Source organism: Bradyrhizobium sp. Leaf396 (genome assembly GCF_001424605.1).
GTDB lineage: Bacteria > Pseudomonadota > Alphaproteobacteria > Rhizobiales > Xanthobacteraceae > Bradyrhizobium > Bradyrhizobium japonicum_C.
The window spans coordinates 147,900-168,329 of sequence record NZ_LMQJ01000004.1 but is presented as its reverse complement, the minus strand read 5'-3'; the positions used below and the strand labels follow the sequence as shown (position 1 = coordinate 168,329).

At 65.7% G+C, this 20,430-nt stretch carries 25 protein-coding genes and 1 tRNA gene; 12 read left to right on the top strand and 14 right to left on the bottom strand.

Annotated features, from left to right (window positions below; all coding sequences use genetic code 11):
- Positions 1 to 80 precede the first annotated feature (80 nt).
- The 4 genes from ASG57_RS05700 to ASG57_RS05685 all read left to right on the top strand — a co-directional run bounded on the left by ASG57_RS05700 (position 81) and on the right by ASG57_RS05685 (position 2,690).
- Positions 81 to 950, top strand: coding sequence for a sulfurtransferase (locus ASG57_RS05700; protein WP_057195842.1), 870 nt, complete (start codon positions 81 to 83; stop codon positions 948 to 950).
- A gap of 97 nt (positions 951 to 1,047) precedes the next feature.
- Complete coding sequence (locus ASG57_RS05695) at positions 1,048 to 1,740, top strand: RNA polymerase sigma factor (RefSeq protein WP_057195841.1); 693 nt, start codon at positions 1,048 to 1,050, stop codon at positions 1,738 to 1,740.
- Between the two features lie 85 nt (positions 1,741 to 1,825).
- Positions 1,826 to 2,359: a DUF4142 domain-containing protein gene (locus ASG57_RS05690; RefSeq protein ID WP_057195840.1), complete on the top strand. Its 534-nt coding sequence runs from the start codon at positions 1,826 to 1,828 to the stop codon at positions 2,357 to 2,359.
- A 10-nt stretch (positions 2,360 to 2,369) separates the two neighbouring features.
- Positions 2,370 to 2,690: a cupredoxin domain-containing protein gene (locus tag ASG57_RS05685; protein WP_057195839.1), complete on the top strand. Its 321-nt coding sequence runs from the start codon at positions 2,370 to 2,372 to the stop codon at positions 2,688 to 2,690.
- A 173-nt stretch (positions 2,691 to 2,863) separates the two neighbouring features.
- Here the strand turns inward: ASG57_RS05685 and ASG57_RS05680 are convergent, their stop codons facing one another.
- The 4 genes from ASG57_RS05680 to ASG57_RS05665 all read right to left on the bottom strand — a co-directional run bounded on the left by ASG57_RS05680 (position 2,864) and on the right by ASG57_RS05665 (position 4,715).
- The gene (locus ASG57_RS05680; protein WP_024341552.1) at positions 2,864 to 3,130 is read right to left on the bottom strand and encodes a hypothetical protein; all 267 of its coding nucleotides are present in this window, start codon (positions 3,128 to 3,130) and stop codon (positions 2,864 to 2,866) included.
- A 209-nt stretch (positions 3,131 to 3,339) separates the two neighbouring features.
- The gene (locus tag ASG57_RS05675) at positions 3,340 to 3,717 is read right to left on the bottom strand and encodes a TIGR02301 family protein (protein ID WP_024341553.1); all 378 of its coding nucleotides are present in this window, start codon (positions 3,715 to 3,717) and stop codon (positions 3,340 to 3,342) included.
- Positions 3,718 to 3,762: 45 nt separating this feature from the next.
- Positions 3,763 to 4,197 (bottom strand): NUDIX hydrolase, encoded by a 435-nt coding sequence (locus tag ASG57_RS05670; RefSeq protein WP_057195838.1) that lies wholly within the window; start codon positions 4,195 to 4,197, stop codon positions 3,763 to 3,765.
- Between the two features lie 8 nt (positions 4,198 to 4,205).
- Complete coding sequence (locus ASG57_RS05665; RefSeq protein ID WP_024341555.1) at positions 4,206 to 4,715, bottom strand: hypothetical protein; 510 nt, start codon at positions 4,713 to 4,715, stop codon at positions 4,206 to 4,208.
- 63 nt (positions 4,716 to 4,778) lie between these two features.
- On the opposite strand from ASG57_RS05665, the gene ASG57_RS05660 reads away from it, so the two are divergent.
- A complete protein-coding gene (locus ASG57_RS05660; protein ID WP_057195837.1) occupies positions 4,779 to 5,540 on the top strand; it encodes an SOS response-associated peptidase in 762 nt (253 codons plus the stop codon).
- A gap of 58 nt (positions 5,541 to 5,598) precedes the next feature.
- On the opposite strand, the gene ASG57_RS05655 is transcribed toward ASG57_RS05660, so the two are convergent.
- The 6 genes from ASG57_RS05655 to ASG57_RS05630 form a co-directional block, all read right to left on the bottom strand.
- Positions 5,599 to 6,792, bottom strand: a complete 1,194-nt coding sequence (locus tag ASG57_RS05655; protein WP_057195836.1) for a CaiB/BaiF CoA transferase family protein — start codon at positions 6,790 to 6,792, stop codon at positions 5,599 to 5,601.
- A 36-nt stretch (positions 6,793 to 6,828) separates the two neighbouring features.
- A complete protein-coding gene (locus ASG57_RS05650; RefSeq protein WP_057195835.1) occupies positions 6,829 to 7,758 on the bottom strand; it encodes a glycine reductase in 930 nt (309 codons plus the stop codon).
- 279 nt (positions 7,759 to 8,037) lie between these two features.
- Complete coding sequence (locus tag ASG57_RS05645; protein ID WP_057195834.1) at positions 8,038 to 8,619, bottom strand: NUDIX hydrolase; 582 nt, start codon at positions 8,617 to 8,619, stop codon at positions 8,038 to 8,040.
- Positions 8,620 to 8,628: 9 nt separating this feature from the next.
- Positions 8,629 to 9,075, bottom strand: a complete 447-nt coding sequence (locus ASG57_RS05640; RefSeq protein WP_057195833.1) for a GNAT family acetyltransferase — start codon at positions 9,073 to 9,075, stop codon at positions 8,629 to 8,631.
- Positions 9,072 to 10,499, bottom strand: a complete 1,428-nt coding sequence (locus tag ASG57_RS05635; RefSeq protein WP_057195832.1) for an FAD-binding oxidoreductase — start codon at positions 10,497 to 10,499, stop codon at positions 9,072 to 9,074. Before ASG57_RS05635 ends, ASG57_RS05640 begins: the two co-directional genes overlap by 4 nt.
- A 25-nt stretch (positions 10,500 to 10,524) precedes the next feature.
- The gene (locus ASG57_RS05630) at positions 10,525 to 11,514 is read right to left on the bottom strand and encodes an L-threonylcarbamoyladenylate synthase (protein ID WP_024341562.1); all 990 of its coding nucleotides are present in this window, start codon (positions 11,512 to 11,514) and stop codon (positions 10,525 to 10,527) included.
- 68 nt (positions 11,515 to 11,582) lie between these two features.
- Here ASG57_RS05630 and ASG57_RS05625 point away from each other — a divergent pair.
- Positions 11,583 to 11,659 (top strand) — tRNA-Pro (locus ASG57_RS05625).
- A 196-nt stretch (positions 11,660 to 11,855) separates the two neighbouring features.
- Here ASG57_RS05625 and ASG57_RS05620 read toward each other — a convergent pair.
- Complete coding sequence (locus ASG57_RS05620; RefSeq protein ID WP_057195831.1) at positions 11,856 to 12,164, bottom strand: hypothetical protein; 309 nt, start codon at positions 12,162 to 12,164, stop codon at positions 11,856 to 11,858.
- Between the two features lie 388 nt (positions 12,165 to 12,552).
- Here ASG57_RS05620 and ASG57_RS05615 point away from each other — a divergent pair, with 388 nt between their 5' ends.
- A complete protein-coding gene (locus ASG57_RS05615; protein WP_057195830.1) occupies positions 12,553 to 13,017 on the top strand; it encodes a fasciclin domain-containing protein in 465 nt (154 codons plus the stop codon).
- A 100-nt stretch (positions 13,018 to 13,117) separates the two neighbouring features.
- On the opposite strand, the gene ASG57_RS05610 is transcribed toward ASG57_RS05615, so the two are convergent.
- Together ASG57_RS05610 and ASG57_RS05605 are read right to left on the bottom strand one after the other, a co-directional pair.
- Complete coding sequence (locus ASG57_RS05610) at positions 13,118 to 13,444, bottom strand: hypothetical protein (RefSeq protein WP_024341564.1); 327 nt, start codon at positions 13,442 to 13,444, stop codon at positions 13,118 to 13,120.
- Positions 13,445 to 13,553: 109 nt separating this feature from the next.
- Positions 13,554 to 13,778: a hypothetical protein gene (locus ASG57_RS05605; RefSeq protein WP_024341565.1), complete on the bottom strand. Its 225-nt coding sequence runs from the start codon at positions 13,776 to 13,778 to the stop codon at positions 13,554 to 13,556.
- A 265-nt stretch (positions 13,779 to 14,043) separates the two neighbouring features.
- Here ASG57_RS05605 and ASG57_RS05600 point away from each other — a divergent pair, with 265 nt between their 5' ends.
- The 4 genes from ASG57_RS05600 (at position 14,044) to ASG57_RS05585 (ending at position 18,039) form a co-directional block, all read left to right on the top strand.
- Positions 14,044 to 15,003: an N-carbamoyl-D-amino-acid hydrolase gene (locus tag ASG57_RS05600; protein WP_057195829.1), complete on the top strand. Its 960-nt coding sequence runs from the start codon at positions 14,044 to 14,046 to the stop codon at positions 15,001 to 15,003.
- 1,206 nt (positions 15,004 to 16,209) lie between these two features.
- Positions 16,210 to 17,403, top strand: coding sequence for an MFS transporter (locus tag ASG57_RS05590; RefSeq protein ID WP_024340341.1), 1,194 nt, complete (start codon positions 16,210 to 16,212; stop codon positions 17,401 to 17,403).
- A gap of 129 nt (positions 17,404 to 17,532) precedes the next feature.
- Positions 17,533 to 17,712 carry a hypothetical protein gene (locus ASG57_RS36515; protein WP_230646652.1) on the top strand — a complete coding sequence of 60 codons (180 nt, stop codon included), beginning with the start codon at positions 17,533 to 17,535 and terminating at the stop codon, positions 17,710 to 17,712.
- 129 nt (positions 17,713 to 17,841) lie between these two features.
- Complete coding sequence (locus ASG57_RS05585; protein ID WP_024340340.1) at positions 17,842 to 18,039, top strand: hypothetical protein; 198 nt, start codon at positions 17,842 to 17,844, stop codon at positions 18,037 to 18,039.
- 242 nt (positions 18,040 to 18,281) lie between these two features.
- On the opposite strand, the gene ASG57_RS05580 is transcribed toward ASG57_RS05585, so the two are convergent.
- Entirely contained in the window at positions 18,282 to 19,259 is a 978-nt protein-coding gene (locus ASG57_RS05580; RefSeq protein ID WP_024340339.1) for a LysR family transcriptional regulator, read from the bottom strand.
- Between the two features lie 121 nt (positions 19,260 to 19,380).
- Between ASG57_RS05580 and ASG57_RS05575 the strand changes: the two genes are divergently transcribed.
- The gene (locus ASG57_RS05575) at positions 19,381 to 20,418 is read left to right on the top strand and encodes a class 1 fructose-bisphosphatase (RefSeq protein WP_057195827.1); all 1,038 of its coding nucleotides are present in this window, start codon (positions 19,381 to 19,383) and stop codon (positions 20,416 to 20,418) included.
- The last annotated feature ends 12 nt before the right edge of the window (positions 20,419 to 20,430 follow it).

Genomic DNA, 20,430 nt, shown 5'->3' with positions numbered 1-20,430 from the left:
CTGGATTGCTTCGTCGCAAGAGCTCCTCGCAATGACGAGGGGAGAGGCTTACACTCCCTCTCGAACGGGAGAGTAATCCAATGTCCCAGCCAGCCGGCCTCATCACCACCGACCAGCTCGCCGCCATCCTGGGCGATCCCAATCTCCGCCTCTACGACTGCACGACCTATAACGAGCCGGTGCCCCCAGGCAGCGACGTGCCCTATCGCGCAGTGCCCGGCGACAAGACCTTCGCAGCCGGCCACATCCCCGGTGCCGATTTCCTCGACCTGCAAGGCGAGTTCTCGGACGCCTCGTCGCAACACTTCTACATGATGCCCGACGTCGCCCAGCTGGAAGCCGCCTTCGGCCGTCATGGGGTCGACGCGTCCAAGACCATCGTACTATACAGCATCGGCACCATGATGTGGGCGACGCGGTTCTGGTGGATGTTGCGCGCGCTCGGCATCGATGCGCTCGTGCTCGATGGCGGATTCGACAAATGGAAGGAGGAGGGGCGGCCGGTCGAAACAGGTGCCCCGAAGGGCTATCCGGCGACGACCTTCAAGGCAACGCCGCGCGCCGGCTTCTTCATCGACAAGACCACCGTGCTGGCGCGGATCGGCGATCCCGCGGCTGTCATCGTCAACGCGCTCGGGCCGCAGTTTCACCGCGGCCTCGAACCGAGCCGCTATGGCCGGCCGGGTCGCGTGCCCGGCAGCGTCAACGTTCCTGCCGCAACGCTCGTGAACGCCGACAAGACGCTGACGACGCTTGCAGATGCCGAGGCCAAATTCGCGGCCCAGGGCGTCACGCGCGACAAGAGCGTGATCTGCTATTGCGGCGGCGGCATCTCGGCGACGATCGATCTGTTCCTGCTGGCCCAACTCGGCTTCCACGAGCTGACGCTCTACGACGCCTCGATGGGCGAATGGGCGAGAGATCCGACACTGCCGATCGAGACGGATTAGGTTTGCTTACCCTGATCCATCAGGGCGAAAGAAAACCCGGAACCTTTTCGGCCAGCCTGCATCCAATGTCGGGAACGAATGGAGATAGGTAGCCGCCATGCCAGGGACCGCAGCCGGCCCGTCCGCCGGCGCCAGGACAATGGAGGCCGCACTGATCGACCGCGCGCGGCGCCGGGACGAGACCGCCTTGCGGGAGATCATGCAGGCCAACAACCGGAGGCTTTATCGCCTGGCGCGCGGAATCCTGCGCAGCGACAGCGAAGCCGAAGACGTGGTGCAGGAAACCTATGTTCGCGCCTTCACCCGTCTCGACGGCTTTCTTGGCGAGTCGGCGCTATCGACGTGGTTGTCGCGCATTGCGATCAACGAGGCGCTCGGCCGCTTACGCAATCGAAAGCCGCAGGTCGAACTGGAGTCGGTGCCGGAGGCAACGCTCGAAGCGGAAATCATCCAGTTCCCCCTTTCTTCCGCCGCAGCCGATCCGGAAAAGTCCATGGCCCAACGCGAGATCCAGCGCGTCGTCGAACAGGCGGTCGACGAATTGCCCGAGGCCTATCGTATGGTCTTCACCGCGCGAATAATGGAGGGCATGAGCATGGAGGAGACGGCCGAGCTGCTCGGTATCAAACCGGAGACCGTTAAGACACGGTTGCACCGCGCGCGCACGCTGCTGCGCGAGAACGTCGAGAAGAAGATCGGGCCGGTGATCATGGATGCGTTTCCGTTCGCCGGCCGGCGCTGCGAGCGCCTGACCGAGGCCGTGCTCAGGCGCCTTGGCGTCGGCGCGTAACTTTTCCGGGAACGTTCGCTCGTATTTGGCATCCAACCTGTGCAAGCACCGCCGGAAATCTCCGGCCTCACAGGAGTGTCAAGCCATGTTGATCCGATGGAGCGCGGCAGCCGCCGCAGCGATCATGTTGTCGAGTCCCGTCCTGCTGCAAAAGGCGAGCGCAGCCGACAAGCCCACCGATCCGCAGATTGCACATATCGCCTACACCGCGGGCGTCATCGATATCAATGCCGCCAAGCAGGCGCAAAAGAAGGCCAAAAGCAAGAACGTGAAGGCGTTCGCCGAAGACATGCTCCGCGACCACGAGGCGGTCAACAAGCAGGCGCTCGCACTCGTCAAGAAGCTGAACGTCACGCCTGAAGACAACGAGGCCAGCAAGGCGCTGTCCAGGCAGGCGAGCGACAAGCTGGCCGAGCTCGACAAGCTCGACGGTACAGCGTTCGACAAGGCTTATGTCGCGAACGAGGTTGCCTACCACAAGGCGGTCAATGGCGCGCTGGAGACGCAGCTCATTCCCTCAGCGAACAACGCGGAGCTGAAGAGCCTGCTGCAGACCGGCCTGAAGATTTTCCGGGGCCATCAGCAGCACGCCGAGCATGTTGCGGCCGAGCTGAAATAGGGAGCGAGAGATGAAGCCGGGACGCCTCGCTTCGACCGCGCTTGCGGTCGTCTTCCTGTCGATGGTCGTCCCGGCGCATGCCGCGACCATTCGGATCACGATGGAGGATCTCGTGATCTCACCTGCCGATATGTCGGCGAAGGTCGGTGACACCATCGAATGGATCAACAAGGATGTCTTCGCCCACACTGCTACGGCGAAGAACGGCGATTTCGATGTGATGCTACCGCCGCAGAAATCGGCGACCTTCGTTTTGAAGAAGGCGGGAACGATCGACTATTACTGCCGCTATCATCCCAACATGAAAGCGACCCTCAAGGTCGAGCCATAAGGGAGCGCGTTCCCGATCGCAGCGGGAATATCTCCCGGCCATCGCGAGACTAATGCTTGTCCGCTGGAAACGGTTTCCGTGCGATAAATCGCCGTGGGCTTCGCGACGACTTTCGCAAAGTCATTCATCCGTCGACTGGCCCCGCCCGCGTGGCGGGGTCATTTTCGGTGGGCTTACTGCCTGGAGATGCCGACCGAGAACTCGCCGTTGCGAATGCGGCCGGGAAAGCCCTCGACGAATTTCGCCACCGCGTCCTCCCCATAGGTGCCGACGAGCTCGGCAAAGGCCGCGAACAGGCTCGCCTGCGCCAGGCAGTCGCCGTCGACGCCGTCATGGCGCGCCTCGGCCCAGGCCTCGTTCAGATAGCTCAGGGCTGCCTGCTTCTGCTCATGGTCGGGCAGTGGCGCGCGGGCGGGTGCGTAGGAAATCGGCTGGCTCATGAAACTCGGTCAGGGCTGGGGCGCGATCCACGGCGATGCGCTGTGCAGGAGGTGTAGCACGGTCGTTAACGACCGCTAGGCCACATCTTTAAGAACGGTTAACGGCTGTGAATAAACTCGGTGACGAGGTTCCAGCCGGGCCTCGAGTCGATCGCCTCTGTCATTCCGGGTTCGCGACTGCGTCGCGCCCCGAAATGACACGAGAGAGCTCAGTTCGCGTAGCGCGCCGTGAGATCGCGCGAGATCTTCGAGCCTTCCTCGATGTAGCGGCGGATCGCCACCGTCGCGGCCGGCGTGCAGCTCCGGTAGGTTTGCTGAAAACCGTTATAGCCGCGATTGAATCCGGCGATCATGCGGGTGCGGCGCTCCCCGGAGGGGGTCTCGGCATCGATGAGCGCCTGCATCTCGTTGCGCCATTTGTTGCCCTCATTGGCCCCGCAGATGCCGCGCAGATAGTGCAAGCCCCCGAGGATCTCGGCCAGCCGCTGCAATTCGCCGTCGAACGGGGCCGCCCCGTCCTGGGCCTTCGTGGGCACGGAGGCGCAGGCAAGAATCACGGCAAGAACGGCCAGAAAGCGCGGGGTCATCGGCGGCTGTATGCCCCCTGGAGCCTGTGGACGCAAGGCGGGCCGTCAGGTCCCTATCAGCCGGTGGGCGGACTGGATGACCTCCTCCAGCCCTCCGGTCAGCTTGAGGTCGCCAAGGCCGCCGAGAGCGTCCGGCGCGACCCAGCGATAATCGTCGAGCTCGTCGTTCAGGGCCGGTTCGTTGGCAACCCAGCGGGCGGCAAACGACATGATCAGATAATGGCCGGCGCCGGCGGCGGCCGGCAGCACCTCGCGCCAGCCGGCGAGACCAATGATCCTGATGCGAAGGCCGGTCTCTTCGTCGACCTCGCGGCTCAGGGCCTGATGCAGCGATTCGCCGAATTCGACCCGCCCGCCCGGCAGCGAATAGAACCCCTTGGCAGGCGAACGGGCCCGCCGGACCAGCAGCACCTTGCCGTCCCGGAAGATCGCCGCGCTGACTGCAAGCTGGGGGTGCGTGGGTTGGGCGACCGCGGCCAATCTTTCACCTATCCGGCCGAGTTCGCCATGATGGTATCGACGTCGGCTTCCGTGCCGCCATTGATGATGCCGCCGCAGGCCGCGATCAGCGGCTTGACCCAGAGGGTCGCCTGCTCGGCGAGGCGGACACGGGTGGAGTCCTTTTCGACCTCGCGCATGGCCGAGCCGACGGCGGTCAGGATCGAGGTCATGGTATCGGTGATGTGGTCGAACTGGGCACGCACGTTGGGATCGGCCTTCTCATAAGCCTCGATTGCCAAATCCCGCGCCTTGAAATTCGACGCCGTGAAATGCTCGGCATAGGATAGCGGCGTCCAGGTCAGGAAGTCCTCGGCGCATTCCGGCATGTCCGGAACCATCTCGAGCAGCATCACGGCTTCATTGAAATGGTTGAGATAGTCGGTGGCAAGCCCCGTCCGCGGATTGATATTGGCCACGCGCAGACGCTCAGCCCAGGCCTCAGCCTCGGGGCCCGTCTGTACGTGCGTCCGCGCGGGTTGGGAGGCCGTTGAGCTCATCTGCCGCAGTGTTAACGTTCGGGGTTAAAAGGACCTGAACGGGCCCTATATAGACACCCAGTCATGTGTGGACGCTTCGTCATAACTTCCGCCCCCGCGGCTTTGCGGCAACTGTTCGGCTATGTCGAGCAGCCGAATTTCCCGCCCCGGTACAATGTCGCTCCGACGCAACCGATTCCGGTTGTGCTGGTCGAGAACGGCGCGCGCCATTTCCGCCTGATGCGCTGGGGCTTGCTGCCGGGCTGGGTCAAGGATCCGCGCGGGTTCACGCTCCTGATCAACGCGCGTTCCGAGACCGTGCTGGAGAAGCCCGCCTTCAAGACCGCGATTCGCCGCCGGCGCGGCCTGATCCCGGCCGATGGCTATTACGAGTGGAAGACGGAAGCCGGCCGCAAGCAGCCCTTCTTCATCCACCGCGCCGACGGCGAGCCGCTTGGCTTTGCGGCGGTGTTCGAAACCTGGCTCGGGCTGAACGGCGAGGAGCTCGACACAGTCGCGATCGTGACGGCCGCCGCAAGCGAGGACCTCGCCGCGCTGCATGACCGCGTGCCCGTGACCATCAGTCCGCGCGATTTCGAGCGCTGGCTCGACACAAGCGGCGACGAGGTGGACGCGATCCTGCCGCTGATGACCGCTCCGCGCGTCGGCGAATTCGCCTGGCACGCCGTCTCCACCCGCGTCAACCGTGTCGCCAATGACGACGAGCAGCTCGTGTTGCCGATCAGCGCCGAGGAGATCGAGGCGGAAGCAGAGGCGGCCAAGCCGAAGAAGGCGCGGAAGGTGGCGGCTGTGTCATCGGACGACGGGCAGGGGTCGTTGTTCTAGCCGCGGTGCCGCCCCTCACTCCGCTGCCCCGTCGACGATGCGAGTGAGGCGTCAAACCTCACACGATCTCTCTTGCCCGAAGCCCCGCAATCGCCGCCGCATCGAATCCGAGCTCGCCCAGCACGGTATCGGTATCCGCGCCCAGTTCCGGCGCCATCCGGTCCAGCCTGCCGCCGCCATGCGCGAGCCTGAAGCCGCTGCCGGCGAAGCGGAGCGGGCCGTAGGGCGTGTCCAGTTCTTGAATGGCACCTCGCGCGGCAATTTGCGGATGATCGATGACCTCCTCGACCTTCCAGATGCTGGCGCAGGGCGCGCCGGCGTCTTCGAGGATCGTCTCCCATTCACGTGCCGGGCGTTGCGCCAATGCCTCCTCGATGATCGCGCGAAGCGCCGGCTCGTTCTCGTTGCGGGCGAACCAGTCGGTAAACCGCGGATCGGTTAGCGTGTCCTCGCGGCCGAGCGCGCTCATCAGCGCGCGGTATTGCTTCTCGTTGTTGACCGCGAGCAGGATGTGGCCGTCGCCGCACTTGAACAAGTTCGCCGTGGTCCTGCGGCTCACCGCCTGGTTGCCCGAGAGCTCTTGCCGATGGCCGGCCACGGACCAGTCCGCGATCTGTCCGGACAGAAACGCCAGCGTCGCCTCCAGCATGGAGACGTCGATGAGCTGTCCCTGGCCGGTGCGGTCGCGCTGATAGAGCGCGCTCGACACGCCGAAGGCGGCGGTGGCGCCCGACAGCACGTCGCAGACCGCAAAGCCGGCGCGCGTCGGTCCCGTCTCGGGATGGCCCGTGATCGCCATGATGCCCGACAGTGCCTGCATCTTGCCGTCATAGCCGGGCCGCAGGCGGTCCGGGCCGGTCTGGCCGAAGCCGGAGACCGCGCAATAGATCAGCTTGGGATTGATCGCCGAGAGCGCCTCGTAGCCGATGCCGAGCTTGTCCATCACGCCCGGACGGAAATTCTCCATGACGACGTCGACCTGCGCGGCAAGCTTCTTCACGATCGCGATTGCCTCCGGCTTCTGCAGATCGAGCGTCAGGCTGCGCTTGTTGCCGTTGACGGCCTGGAACGCCGGCGCGAGCCCGCGCTCGGCCCATTCGCGGCTGAGCGGCGTGCGGCGCATGTCCTCGCCCTCGCGCCGCTCGACCTTGATGACGTCGGCGCCGAGCAGCGCGAGCTGGTAGCTCGCATAGGGGCCGGCAAGCACTTGGGTAAAGTCCAGGATCTTCACGCCCTCGAACGGTCGCGTCACGTCGCTCTCCCTTTTCGTCTAGATCATTGGAGGACGTCAGGCGGCGCGGTTGCCGCGCGCGATCTCCTTCTGCTTGTCGAATTCGGCGCGGCGGCGCGCCAGCTCCTCGGGGCTGAGCTGCGCGACGTTGTTGTAGTCGAGCTTCCAGGAGGCGTCCTCGCTCCAGCGCAGCGGCGACTGCATCGTGGTTTGCGGACCGCTCGCCGTCTCCAGCAGCGTGAGCGCGAGCTCCAGCGTCTGCGCCTGCGAGGCGACATCCTGCGGCTTGCCGGCGGAATTGCCGAGCGGGAAATCGCTGAACAAGAAGCGCGGCACGGCCGCGTGCTCGACGATGTCCTTGGCGCAGCCCATGATCACGGTCGGGATGCCGTTGCGCTCAAGATGCCGCGCCACCAGCGCCGTGGTCTGGTGACAGACCGGGCAGTTCGGCACCAGCACCGCGACGTCCACCGCGTCCGCGAGGCAACGCGAAAAAATCTCCGGCGCGTCGGTGTCGAGCGTGACGCGGTGGCTGCGGTTCGTGGGGGCGCCGAAGAAGCGCGGGGCGACTTCGCCGATGCGACCCGCAGCACTCGCCTTCAACAGCTGCGGTAGCGGAAACCAGGTGCCGCTGTCGGTCGCCGAGGTGTGCTTGCGGTCGTAGCCGATGTGCGAGATGCGCAAATCGTGCTCTTTCGACGTGTCGCCGTCATAGACCTGGTAGAATTTCGCGCTGCCGTTATACGCCGCGCCAGGCCCCTGGTCGCCCCTGGCCGGATCGAACGGCGCGGCCGTGGTGATGATGGTGACGCGCGACTTTGCCAGCGGCTTCTTCAGCGGCTCGAACGGCGCCTCGGTGTAATGCGCCCAGCGATACGGCGTGGTGTAGCCGATCGCCGCATAATAATCGCGCGTGCGCTGCATGTAGGGAACGGGGGAGTCGTAATCGGGTGCAAAGCCGAATTCGTCGTCGCGCGGAGCGGACATGGACGCGTCTCCTGGTTCTTGGTTGGGCCCAGACTAGAGATAGTTTCGGGGTTGCTCAACGGGGGCGGAAGAACGCAGGACAGGATTGCAATCAAGCTGGGGCCAGCGCTGCGCTTTCCCTCTCCCCTTGTGGAAGAGGGGGGCTCGCCGCGTTAGCGGCGAGACGGATGAGGGGTCTGTCTCCGCGAGTCCGATCGCTTGTAGTCGCGGAGACAGACCCCTCATCCGGGTGCTTCGCGCCACCTCCCACAAGGGGAGAAGGGAACAAGCCAGCATCACCTACCTGAAAACATGCAGCGCCGCATATTGCAGCAGCATGATCGCCTTGGCGTCGATGATGCGGCCGTCGGCGATCATCGCCAGCGCCTCGTCGATCGAAAGCTCCAGCACCTCGATGTCCTCGCCCTCGTGTTCGAGTCCGCCGCCGTCGCTGACGCGCATCTCAGGCTCGTATTCGGCGACGAAGAAATGCAGCTTCTCGGTGATGGCGCCGGGGCTCATGAAGGCCTCGAACACCTTGTGGACGTCGTGCAGGCGATAGCCGGTCTCCTCCTCGGCCTCGGCGCGGATGCGCACCTCGGGGGCGGCATCGTCGAGCACGCCGGCGGCGGCCTCGATCAGGAGGTCGTCGTAGCCGCGGATGAAGGCCGGCAGGCGGAATTGGCGTACCAGGATTACCGTGCGCCGGGCGAGATTATAGGGCAGCACCGCGGCGGCATTGTCGCGCTCGTAGGTCTCGCGGTGCTGCGTCTGCCACTCGCCATTGGCGCGGCGGTACTCGAACGTGGTGGTCTTCAGCGGCGTCCAATTGTCCGAGAGCACGCGGACGTCCTTGATGCGGACGCGATCGGAAATGGTCATGGCTGGATCTCAGTTGCTTGGCGTGGTCGCGCGGCCGTCGAGCCACTTCTGGAACATCACGGACGTCGATAGCTCGAAGCCCAGCGAGCCATAGAACGCATTGGCCTGCGCGTTCTCGCGCCGGACCAGGAGCTGGAGCTTGGCGATGCCCTCACGCCGCAGCCAGTCCTCGGCGGCCGCCATGATGAGGCGGCCGAACCCGCGCTTCTGGCAGTTGGGATCGACCGCGACGTAATAGACCCAGCCGCGATGGCCGTCATGGCCGACCATGATTGTCGCGACGACTGCGCCATTGGCGCGGCCGACCAGCACGGTGGAATTGTCGCATCGCCGCGCCAGCGCGATGTCGGTATGCGGATCGTTCCAGGGCCGCGTCAGGCCGCAGCGCTGCCACAGCGCGACGACGCCCTCGACATCGGCATCGGTGATCGCTTCGATCGCAAGCGATGCGCTCACAGCACCTTCCCCGGATTCATGATGCCCTTCGGATCGAGCATGGCCTTGATCGAGCGCATCAGCTCGATCGCGGTCTTGTCCTTCACCTCCGGCAATTCGTCGCGCTTGAGCACGCCGATGCCGTGCTCGGCCGAGATCGAGCCGCCCATGCGCAGCACGATCTCGAACACCACCGCGTTCACCTCGTGCCAGCGCGCCAGATAATCCGCGGTGTCGGCACCGATCGGCTGGCTGACATTGTAGTGCAGATTGCCGTCGCCGAGATGGCCGAACGGCACCGGCCGCGCGCCGGGGATCAGCTTCACCACGGCGGCATCGGCCTCGGCGATGAAGGCAGGCACGGCGGCGACGGGCACGGAGATGTCGTGCTTGATCGAGCCGCCTTCCGGCTTCTGCGCCGCGGACATCTCGTCGCGCAGCTTCCAGAACGCACCGCGCTGGGCGAGGCTTGCGGCGATCACCGCGTCGTCGACGATCTCCTCCTCCATGGCGCGGGCGAGGATCGTCTCCAGCGGCGTGCGGGCGTCCTCGCCCGGAGAAGACAATTCCATCAGCACGTACCAGGGATGCTTCGCTTGAAGCGGATCGCGCACGTCGATGCCGTGGCGCACCGAGAAATCCACCGCCATCTCCGACAGCAGCTCGAAGCTCGTCAGCGCATTGGCGGCTTCGCCTTGCGCGATCGTCAGCAGCTTCAACGCCGCGTCCGGCGACTTCAGGCCGACGAACGCGGTCTCGATCGCGCGCGGCTTCGGAAACAGCTTCAGCGTCGCCGCCGTGACGATGCCGAGCGTGCCTTCCGCGCCGATGAAGAGATTGTGCAGATTGTAGCCGGTGTTGTCCTTCTTGAGCTTCGACAGCGTGTTGAGCACGCGGCCGTCGGCCAGCACCACCTCAAGGCCCAACGCCATCTCGCGGGCGACGCCATAGGCCAGCGCGGCGGTGCCGCCGGCATTGGTCGAGAGATTGCCGCCGATGGTGCAACTGCCTTCGGCGCCCAGCGACAGCGGAAACAGCCTGTCGGCCTCGGCCGCCTTCTGTTGCGCGATCTGCAGCACCACGCCGGCCTCGCAGGTCATGGTGTTGGAGGCGGTATCGACCTCGCGGATCTTGTCGAGGCGGCGCAACGACACCACCACCTCGCCGTTGTGCGGCGTCTGTCCCCCGACGAGCCCGGTGTTGCCGCCCTGCGGCACCAGCGCGATGTTGTGCGCGGAGGCGAGCTTGCAGATAGCCGAGACCTCCGCCGTCGAGCCCGGGCGCAGCACCAGCGGCGAGCGGCCGTGGAACAGATTGCGCTCCTCGGTGACGTAGGGCGCGATGTCGTTCGCGTCGGTAATCGCGTGGCGCTCGCCGACGATCTTGCGGAATTGCTCGATCAGCTCGGGCGCAAGCGGCGGGATGGCAGGCTTTTCGATGTTCATCTCGTCGTCTTCTTTCTTTCGCGTTCTAGCGCGCCACCGCCGCCCGGCGCAGCCGGTCGTTGATCGCTTCGCCCAGGCCCTCCTCGGGAATTGCCATTACGGCGATCGCTCGCGGCCTTCGCGCATCCAGGCTGCGAAGATAGCCGAACAGGTTGGCGGCGGCTTCATCGAGATCACCGGTGGGCGACAAATTCATGACGGCGGCAGCCGCATCGACGCCCGGCAGCCGCGCGGGGCCGAACGCGAGCAGCGCTTCGTCCGGGGCGACATCGCGCGCATCGAGCCGCACATGGGCGCGCGGCGCGTAATGCGAGGCCAGCATGCCCGGAGCCAGCGGCTGGCTGTCGTCGCTTTCGGCCTCCACGGGCGGCCGCGCCAGCGGCAGGCCGAGCACCGCCTCGATCCGCTCCCGCGACAGCCCGCCGGGCCGCAGCAACATCGGCATGTCGAAGCAGCCGACAATGGTGGATTCGACGCCGACCGTAACAGGCCCGCCGTCCACGATCAGGTCGATCCGCCCCGACAGGTCGCTCTCGACATGGGCGGCCAGCGTCGGCGAGACGTGGCCGGAGATGTTGGCGGACGGCGCCACCACGGCCCCTCCGAACGCGCGCAGGATCGCCTGCGCGACCGGGTGGGCGGGGATGCGGATGGCGACGGTGTCGAGGCCCGCGGTGGCGAGGTCCGCCACCGGGCAGCCTTCCGTCTTCGGCACCACCAGCGTCAGCGGCCCCGGCCAGAACGCCTCGGCAAGGCTCAAGGCGCGCGCGTCGAATCGCCCGATCCGCCGCGCGGCGTTGAGATCTGCGACATGCGCGATGAGCGGATTGAACGCCGGCCGCCCCTTGGCGGCGTAAAGGTGGGCGATCGCGGTGGCATTGGCGGCGTCGGCCCCCAGTCCATAGACCGTCTCGGTCGGAAACGCGACCAGCCCGCCGGCCGCCAGGGTCCGGGCGGCGGCCTCCGCGCCGGCCGCGCCGGCCGGCAAAATCAGCGTTTCAAGACCCGTTTTCACAGGGATAAAATTCCTCAGCCCGGCCGCTTGCGGTGCGCCAAACCCGACGCTATAAGCCGCCTTCTTGTCGGAGTGTGGCTCAGCCCGGTAGAGCACTGCGTTCGGGACGCAGGGGTCGCAGGTTCGAATCCTGCCACTCCGACCATTCTTCCAAAAGTCGACGTTTTGCAGAGGCTTGGCAGACCGGCGCCAACGCCTCAGGCCGCCTTTTTGCAACGATTTCGGGATCGGGTCCACGGCCGATTTGGCGGGGCAGGGCCGCTTGTTCCGGCGACGAAGGCGAGGGCGCGACACGCGCCGATGGCCGCCCTCAGAACCGCTCGGACCGCACCACCTGCGCGTCACTGACGGAGACGAGACCCATCTGCCGGGCGACGATGCACCACAGGACGAACATCCCGGCGGTTCGCCGACCTCGTCGTCCGCTTCCCATCGCCCGGATCGGCCTCGCCCGTGCGTTCGAACTCCTCGGTCAGGCGAGGCGGATGCCCTAACGTCATCAGGGTGGCGGTGCTGCCTGCCGATAGGCCGATGAGCCAGGCGAAGCGCGCCGCGAGCGCCGCGCCGATCAGCGGCATCACCCAGGCAAAGCCTGCGACGGCAGGAGAGAGCGATCGCCATCCATCGCGGAGGCCGCGCCCGGCGATCAAGCCATATCGAGCAGGAAGACGGACCGGAAGCCGGGGAATGCACCGAGGAGAAAAGGCTTGAGCGAGGTCATGCCGTGTTCGCCTGTGAGACAGCCCACGCGAATGCCGGCGTCCCCATCGCGGCTGCCCCCGCGATCATGTGGCCGTTAGACGGGAGCACGAGCTGGGTGAGCGCGCGCTTGCAACATTCTGACGAACCGACGCAGCGGGTACTTTTGACAGGGCGGTGATCCAACATTCGCGACGCATCGTTTCGTACGGGTCGATCGCAAGTGATCGGGCGATGGATGCGCCGTCTCGGACGCATCCACCGCATCGGCATGCATTTGAATCACATCTGGAGAACCTGATGACACCCGCAATTCGTTCGTTTGTGGCCGGTGCGGCCATGCTCGCTGGCCTGGTTGGCCCTTCCGTCGCGCGTGCTGCCGACATCGTGGACACCGCGGTTTCCGCCGGCTCGTTCACGACGCTGGTGACGGCCGTGAAGGCCGCCGGTCTGGTGAAGACCCTCAAGAGCAAGGGACCGTTTACGGTGTTTGCGCCAAACGATGCCGCCTTCGCCAAGCTGCCGCCCGGAACGGTCGAATCGCTCTTGAAGAACAAGGCCAAGCTTGCGGCCGTTCTGAAGTATCATGTCATTCCGGGTCGCGTGAAGGCTGCCGATGTCGCCGGCAAGTCGCTGAACGTCGCAACCGTTCAAGGTCAGCCCGTCAGCGTCGACGGGCGTTTCGGTGTCCGCGTCAATGACGCGCACGTCATTCAGCCGGACATCGAGGCGTCGAATGGTGTCATCCACGTCATCGATACGGTGCTGCTGCCGCCGGCGCGTGCAAAGAAGATGCATCACTGAGAGAGCGCCAACGCGCGCGTACCTGGCCGCCGTAGCGGCCGGGTATCGTGCTGACGGCCTGCTGCTGTGGGGACGGATCTACTCTGTGCTCCCAGAGCGTTTACCGCCGCGCCACCAGCACGCCCACCAGAAACGCCACCATCAGTGACGGCAGCGGCGCCTCGCGCACCATGCCGCGGACGAGGTCCGGCCAGTGGTGCTCGGGGACCAGCCGCGGCGATCGCACGTGAGGCGCCGGTGTCAAGCCCCAGCTCGAGGCGAGCTCGGCGATCTCGCTTTGCGCCAGACGCACGCCGTCGCGGACGCGGAAGATCGCGGCCTCGGATCGTTCGCGCGGCGCCAGCAGCATCAAGGTCTCGACGGCCGTGCGCAACGTCATCTCGCCAAAACCTTGGAGCCTGACTGATTCCTCAGGGTCGGACGTCATGCCAAATCCTCACGCGAAGAGACGCGCGGTGGCGAAGGCCCCGCGCCAATGGAAAATGGCGGCGGCGGAGCTTGGTTCCTTGCGCGCCTTGGGAAGGGGCCGGCGCGGATTACTTCCTTAGCAGCTCGCTCAGGGCCGCCGTCGCCTCGGCGCAGCGGATGTCGTCGATCTCGCGCGACAGGCTGAGCGCGCTCGATTTCAGCTCTTCGACCTTCCAGCTGTCCGGATGCTGGCTTTCCAGCTGGCCGAGCCGCTTGTTCAGATCATCCAGTCTCGATTGAAGCTGCCCGATGCTGGCAGCTCCATTCACTTTCCAAACGCGTTGTGCACGCATCGTCGTTCCCCTGATCGTCTCACGGCCTTGTGAAAGCGGTTCGTGGCCGGAATGGGGGTTTGTTTTGTCCGGCTTCAGATCGTGGGGAACCGTTGCAGATCGACAACGAAGTCCCAGCGCCGCAAGAAGTCCCAGCGCCGCAAGATGATACCCGCCGGCACGGAATTTGATTGTGCTCTCGGCACCGAGGGCCGGCGGCCTGTGCGCGCGGTGCGCCGTTCGGTAGGAGAGGCCCGGCGCACTCGGAAAATTGGGGGAATGAGGCGTGGCGAGATTTGTGACCGTTGCAGCCGGCCAGCTCGGGCCGATCGCGAGAAGCGACACCAGAACCGCAGTGGTGGCGCGGCTGATGGCGTTGATGCGCCAGGCGCACACAAATGGCTGCGACCTGATCGTCTATCCCGAGCTGGCGCTGACCACGTTCTTTCCGCGCTGGTACTTCGAGGACCAGGCCGAGATCGACAGCTTCTTCGAGCGCGAGATGCCGGGTTCTGAAACGCAGGTGCTGTTCGATCTCGCACGCGAGCTCGGGGTCGGCTTCTGCATCGGCTATGCCGAGCTGACCGCCGAAGCTGGAATTGTCAGGCGCTACAACACCTCCATTCTCGTCGACAAGAGCGGTGCGATCGTCCTGAAGTATCGCAAGGTCCATCTGCCCGGTCATGCCGAGCACGAGCCGTGGCGCAAATTTCAGCATCTGGAGAAGCGCTATTTCGAGCCGGGGAGCCGCTTCGGCGTCGTCGATGCCTTCGGTGGCGTGATGGGCATGGCGATCTGCAATGACCGGCGCTGGAGCGAGACCTATCGGGTGATGGGCCTGCAGGGCGTCGAGATGGTGATGATCGGCTACAACACGCCGGTGCACAATCCCCCCGCGCCCGAGCATGACGATCTTTCGCTGTTTCACAACCAGCTGGTGATGCAGGCCGGCGCCTACCAGAACGGCACCTTCGTGGTCGGCGTCGCCAAGGCCGGCGTGGAGGAGGGCGTCGACCACATCGGCGGCAGCTGCATCATCGCGCCCTCCGGCGAGATCATCGCGCGATGCACGACCAAGGGCGACGAGCTCGCGCTGGCGCGCTGCGATCTCGATCTCTGCAATTCCTACAAGCGCACCACCTTCAATTTCGACGTGCACCGGCAGCCGCAGGCCTACGGGATGATCGTGGGGCGCAAGGGCGTGACGACGATGGCGGATGGGAAGCCGGTGCCGCGGAAGGGGTGAACATTCTCTCTTTCGTCATTCCGGGGCGATGCTCAGCATCGAACTCGGAATCCATCACGCCGCCGGGCGCTCGGTGTTTCGCTCCCGTGTCAATCCCACGGCACACAAATATTCCGATTTACCGAAATTCGGAAACGGCGTATGTGTSGCCCATCCCGGCTCATCCTTGAGGGGCGATCGTGTGGTCGTCATGTTCGCGAGCCGGGCTTGCGGTGGACGCGGCAGCGTCGTGCACGAGAGGTCAGGGGCAGGGCGGATTGCTCGATCGTGTGGTCGTCATGTTCGCGAGCCGGGCTTGCGGTGGACGCGGCAGCGTCGTGCACGAGAGGTCAGGGGCAGGGCGGATTGCTCTCCGTGAGCCYGCGACCGCGTGCGGACGAGCGGCGCTGACAGGTTCGTCCYGCCGGTRCTCGATGGCAACGTGCACAAGGCCGTCGGAGCCGGTGGGGTCAAGCGAACCGCGCGTACGGCAAAACCGTGTGGTCCTGRCCGTCGTTGCTACGGTCAAGCGTTGGCGAATGCGGCAGTCGCGTCAACCGGCGCGGCGCCGGTGAATTTCGCTGGGGCGAGGGAGGCCAGAAGGAACTCGGACCGTCGTTGCTACGGTCAAGCGTTGGCGAATGCGGCAGTCGCGTCAACCGGCGCGGCGCCGGTGAATTTCGCTGGGGCGAGGGAGGCCAGAAGGAACTCGGCTCCCGGGAGAGCGCGGCATAAGCCGTCCGACCATCGCGCAGGGAAGGCCGTGTGTTGGGCTTCACCTGTATGCTGCTGTGCGGTTTCCTGCGTGCACCTTTTGCGCAGCAGACCGCGGGTGCCGCCGGCACCCGGCCTTCCCTGCGCCCTCTTGGACGAGAGGGCGGAGAGATCAAGCAAAGCTCGGGTGAAGCAGCCGCGAGAACGGGAAGGCATGTCTGCGAGCCGACACGCGCATTTGAGAACGGCGGCGATGCCGCCCTTGCTCTGTCGTTGCGAGCGCAGCGAAGCAATCCAGAATTCGTCCTCGGCGACAGTGTGGATTGCTTCGTCGCAGAAGCTCCTCGCAATGACGAGGCGGAGAGGGCGTGCGCAAGACTCCACCTTCTTGCCCCGGACGCACCGCAGCGTCCCCGTGAGGACACGCTGCTAGGTCGCGATGAAGCTGCTCGCCTGAATTTTTTGTCAGAATGGGGAATAGTCATTCCCTATACCTATCTTGAGTCCAAGAGAATGACGATGAATGCCACGATCGAGAGCACGCCCGGCCCGGATACGCTGTCCCAGCGCCTGACCGTCGTGCTCGCTGCGGCTTGCGGCATGGTCGCCGCCAACATCTACTATGCCCAGCCGCTGATCGCCCCGATCAGCGCCGCGCTCGGCCTGTCGCATGCGGCGGCGGGGCTGATCGTCACCATGACGCAGATCGGCTACGGCACCGGGCTGCTGCTCATCGTGCCGCTCGGCGATCTCGTCGAGAACCGTGCCCTGATCTGCGCGGTGATCATGCTCGGCGCTGCGGCGTTGCTCGCTGCCGCCTTCGCGACCCATGCGCTGCCGTTCCTGCTTGCCGCATTGTTCATCGGGGTCGGCTCGGTCGCCGTGCAGATTATCATTCCCTATGCCGCGCATCTGGCACCCGAAGCCATCCGCGGCCGCGTCGTCGGCAACGTCTCGACCGGGCTGATGCTCGGCATCATGCTGGCGCGTCCGGTGTCGAGCTTCATCACTGCAGCGCTGTCCTGGCACGCGGTGTTCTTCTGCTCGGCCGCGCTGATGATCGTACTCGCCGCCGTGCTCTGGATGACGTTGCCGAAGCGCAGGCCGCTCGCGCGGATGCACTATGGCGAATTGTTGCTGTCGATGCCGCAGCTGGTGCGGGCCACGCCGCTGCTGCGGCGCCGCGCGCTCTATCAGGCGAGCCTGTTCGGCGCCTTCACTTTGTTCTGGACGGTGGCTCCGCTCCAGTTGGCCGGCGAATTCGGTTTCACCCAGCGCGGCATCGCGCTGTTCGCGCTCGCCGGCGTTGCCGGCGTATTCGCCGCACCGATCGCCGGACGGCTCGCCGACAGCGGCCACAGCCGCATCGCGACACTGGTCGCGATGCTGCTCGCGGCGGCCGGCTTCCTCGCGACCTATATCGGCGTCCCCGGCTCGATGCTGAACCTCGCCTGTCTGGTCGTGGCTGCGATTGCCATCGACATCGGCGTCCAGGGCAACGTCGTGCTCGGCTTCCGCGCCATCTTCGCGCTTGGGCACGAGCACCGCAGCCGCCTCAACGGCCTCTACATGGCGACGTTCTTCGCGGCCGGTGCGGCGGGCTCTGGGGTCGGAGCCTTCGCCTTCGCGCAGGGCGGCTGGATGCTTGCATCGGCCATTGGCCTCGCGCTGCCCGTCGCCGGCCTGCTCTATGCGGCGACTGAATGACCGCCAGCATGCCCGGATGTGGCCCATTCACCAACGGCGCAAGGATGCAATTCCGTCTCGCGGTCACTGCGGCACCGTAGCACTTTGATCGCAGACCCTCCTGGTTAACGGGCGGCAGGGGGAAGGCTGATGAAGCGTGCGGGGCTGTTCGGCGTTCAGCGGGGGCGGCCATGGTCGTGCCAGGCGTTTCTGCTTGGGCTGGTGGTCGTCGTAATGTCCGTCCTGCTTCAGGGCATTTGCGTCGCGCTCGGCGTCAGAAGCGGCGGACTGAAGCCTTCGGCCGAGAGCGCGGTAACGAATCCGCAATAGACCTTCTCGCGCACGTTGCGCCCGCGCAACAGTCCGGCAACCATACGCGAACTTGCCGGGCGCCGCTAACTTTTCGAAAAAGATTTGGCCGCAGTTTCTCCCGCGGGAATGACGAGGGAGTCTTCAATCATGAACGGTCACGCCATCCTGGAGAACGTGCGCCGCTACCGTGGCATCGCATCGCTCTATCGCCAGACTGCTGCATTCCGCCCGGGCCAGAGCTGGTCGCTGCTGGAGCAGGCCAGGGATTGGGAAGCGCGGGCGTTGTCGGAGCTCGAAGCCTATTTCGCGACGCGCAGCGACTGCGCCGCCTCGCTCGCGGCCTGATCTCAAGCCATCGGCCCGGCCGCGAACCGGCGCCGGGGAGGCGCCGCCGCCCACGGGGCGACTACGGAGTTGCCTGCGCGTCCTACTGTGCTAGCAACGCGCGGATCGACATCTTCTTCACGTCGGCCGGGGCACGCGATGACCACCTTCAACCGCATCTTTACGACCGAGCGTCTGCTCCAGATCATCGTGGTGCTGATGGCGACCTTGGCCATGAAGCTGATGAGCTGAGCGCCTCCGCCCTATCGCCCGCCGAGCTCGGGTACGTCGGGCAGATAGTTCGAGCCTTCCGAGCCCAGGAAGTCGAACATCGCCTGTGCGGGCGGCAGCAGCACCTTGTCGCTGCGGCGGATCACGTACCATTGCCGGACGATCGGCAGGCCCGCAACATCGAGCACGACGAGCCGGCCCTCGGCGAGCTCATGCGCCACGGTGTGGGCCGAGATGAAGGCGATGCCGAGTCCGGCGATCACCGCCTGCTTGATGGTCTCGTTGCTGCTCATCTCCATGCCGATGACCGGCTCGAGATCCGACTTCTGGAACATGCCTTCCATCAGCGTCCGCGTGCCCGAGCCGGGCTCGCGGGTGAGGAAGGTCTCGTGCACGAGGTCGGTCAGGCTGAGACCGGAATCCTTCTCCAGCCAGTGCCCCTTGCGCGCGACGATGATGTGCGGATTGCGCCCGAGCTGGCGGACGTCGACGGTGACGTCGGCCGGTGGCCGACCCATGACCGCGAAATCGAGGTCGTAGCCGTGCATGGCCTCGCGGATCTCTTCGCGATTGCCGATGGTGAGCTTGATCTCGATCTTCGGGTATCGCTTGGAGAACGCCGCGATCGCGTGCGGCACGAAGTATTTCGCGGTCGAGACCGCGCCGAGATGCACGGTGCCGCCGGTCCGCCCCGCAAGCAGGTCGAGCGCACCTTGGCAGTCCGCGATGGCAGCTTCGACGCGCTCGGCCAGCGCCAGCACCTCCTTGCCTGCGTCCGTCAGCAGCATGCCGTCACCGGTCCGCTGCACCAGCGGCAGGCCGGCGAGGTCCTGAAGCTGCCGAAGCTGCTGGGTCACGGCCGGCTGGGTCAGCCCGAGATGGCTGGACGCGGCCGTGACGCTGCCCTTGAGCGAGAGCGCCGCAAGCGAGCGCAACTGCCGGATCGTCAGATGCCGGAGCTGAGCGGCCGCATGGCCGGGACCATTATAAGAAAATTCTTTGAGGCTCATTATGAATAGAAATTTTCCTTATTAAGCTGCCCCTGTCAATCTCCTGATGCCGGGACTGGGCGCACCAAACCTCCAGCGGGGAGGGACAATAGGTGCGGCGCCGGCAAGGGGATGGACGCAGATGATTGGGCAACTCAGGCTGGACGACCACCTTCAACGGTATTCGGAGACCGTGCCGCACGCGCTAGCGGTGGCGGGCGCCGTCGACGCCATCGCAGCCGCCGCTATCGAAATCGCGGATCTCATCGCCTCGGGCGATCTAGCGGATGCTTCGGGCCTGACCACCGGCCGCAACAGCGACGGCGATCTCCAGCGCGATCTCGACGTGCAGGCGGATGCGATCCTGCGCCGCCGCCTCGGCAGGCTGCCGATCGCGGCGCTGGCGTCGGAGGAGATGCGTGAGGCTCAGATCGTCGATCGTCAGGGCCGCATCTGCATCGCGATCGATCCGCTCGATGGCTCCTCCAACATCGACATCAACATGACCGTCGGCACCATCTTCTCGATCCTGCCGGCACCCGATGATCTCTCGCTCGCCTTCCACCAGCGCGGTTCGGCGCAGCTCGCCGCTGGCTTCGTCACCTACGGCCCCCAGACCTCGCTGGTGCTGACGCTCGGCGAGGGCGTCGACATCTTCACGCTCGACCGCAAGGCGGGCTGCTTCCGCCTCGCGCGCAGCGGCGTGCAGATCTCCGAGGCCTGTGACGAGTTCGCGATCAACGCGTCCAATCGCCGGCACTGGGATCCGCCGGTGCGCGCCTTCATCGACGAATGCCTCGCCGGTGTCGAAGGCCCCGCCAACCACGATTTCAACATGCGCTGGATCGGCTCGTTGGTCGCCGAGGCCTATCGCATCCTCACCCGCGGCGGCGTGTTTCTCTATCCCGCGGACGCGCGCGCCGGCTACGGCGACGGCCGCCTGCGCCTGACTTACGAGGCGCATCCGATGGCGATGATCATCGAGCAGGCCGGCGGCTCCGCAACCACCGGACGCGAGCGCATCCTGGAGCTGTCGGCACAGAGTCTGCACCAGCGCGTCCCGCTGATCATGGGCTCGAGCAACGGGGTGCGGCGCGTCGAGGAATTGCATTGCGATCCGCTGCTGGTCGCGAGCGTCTCGGCGCCGCTATTCGCGCGGCGCGGATTCTTCCGGCTCTGAGCGAGGCGATCC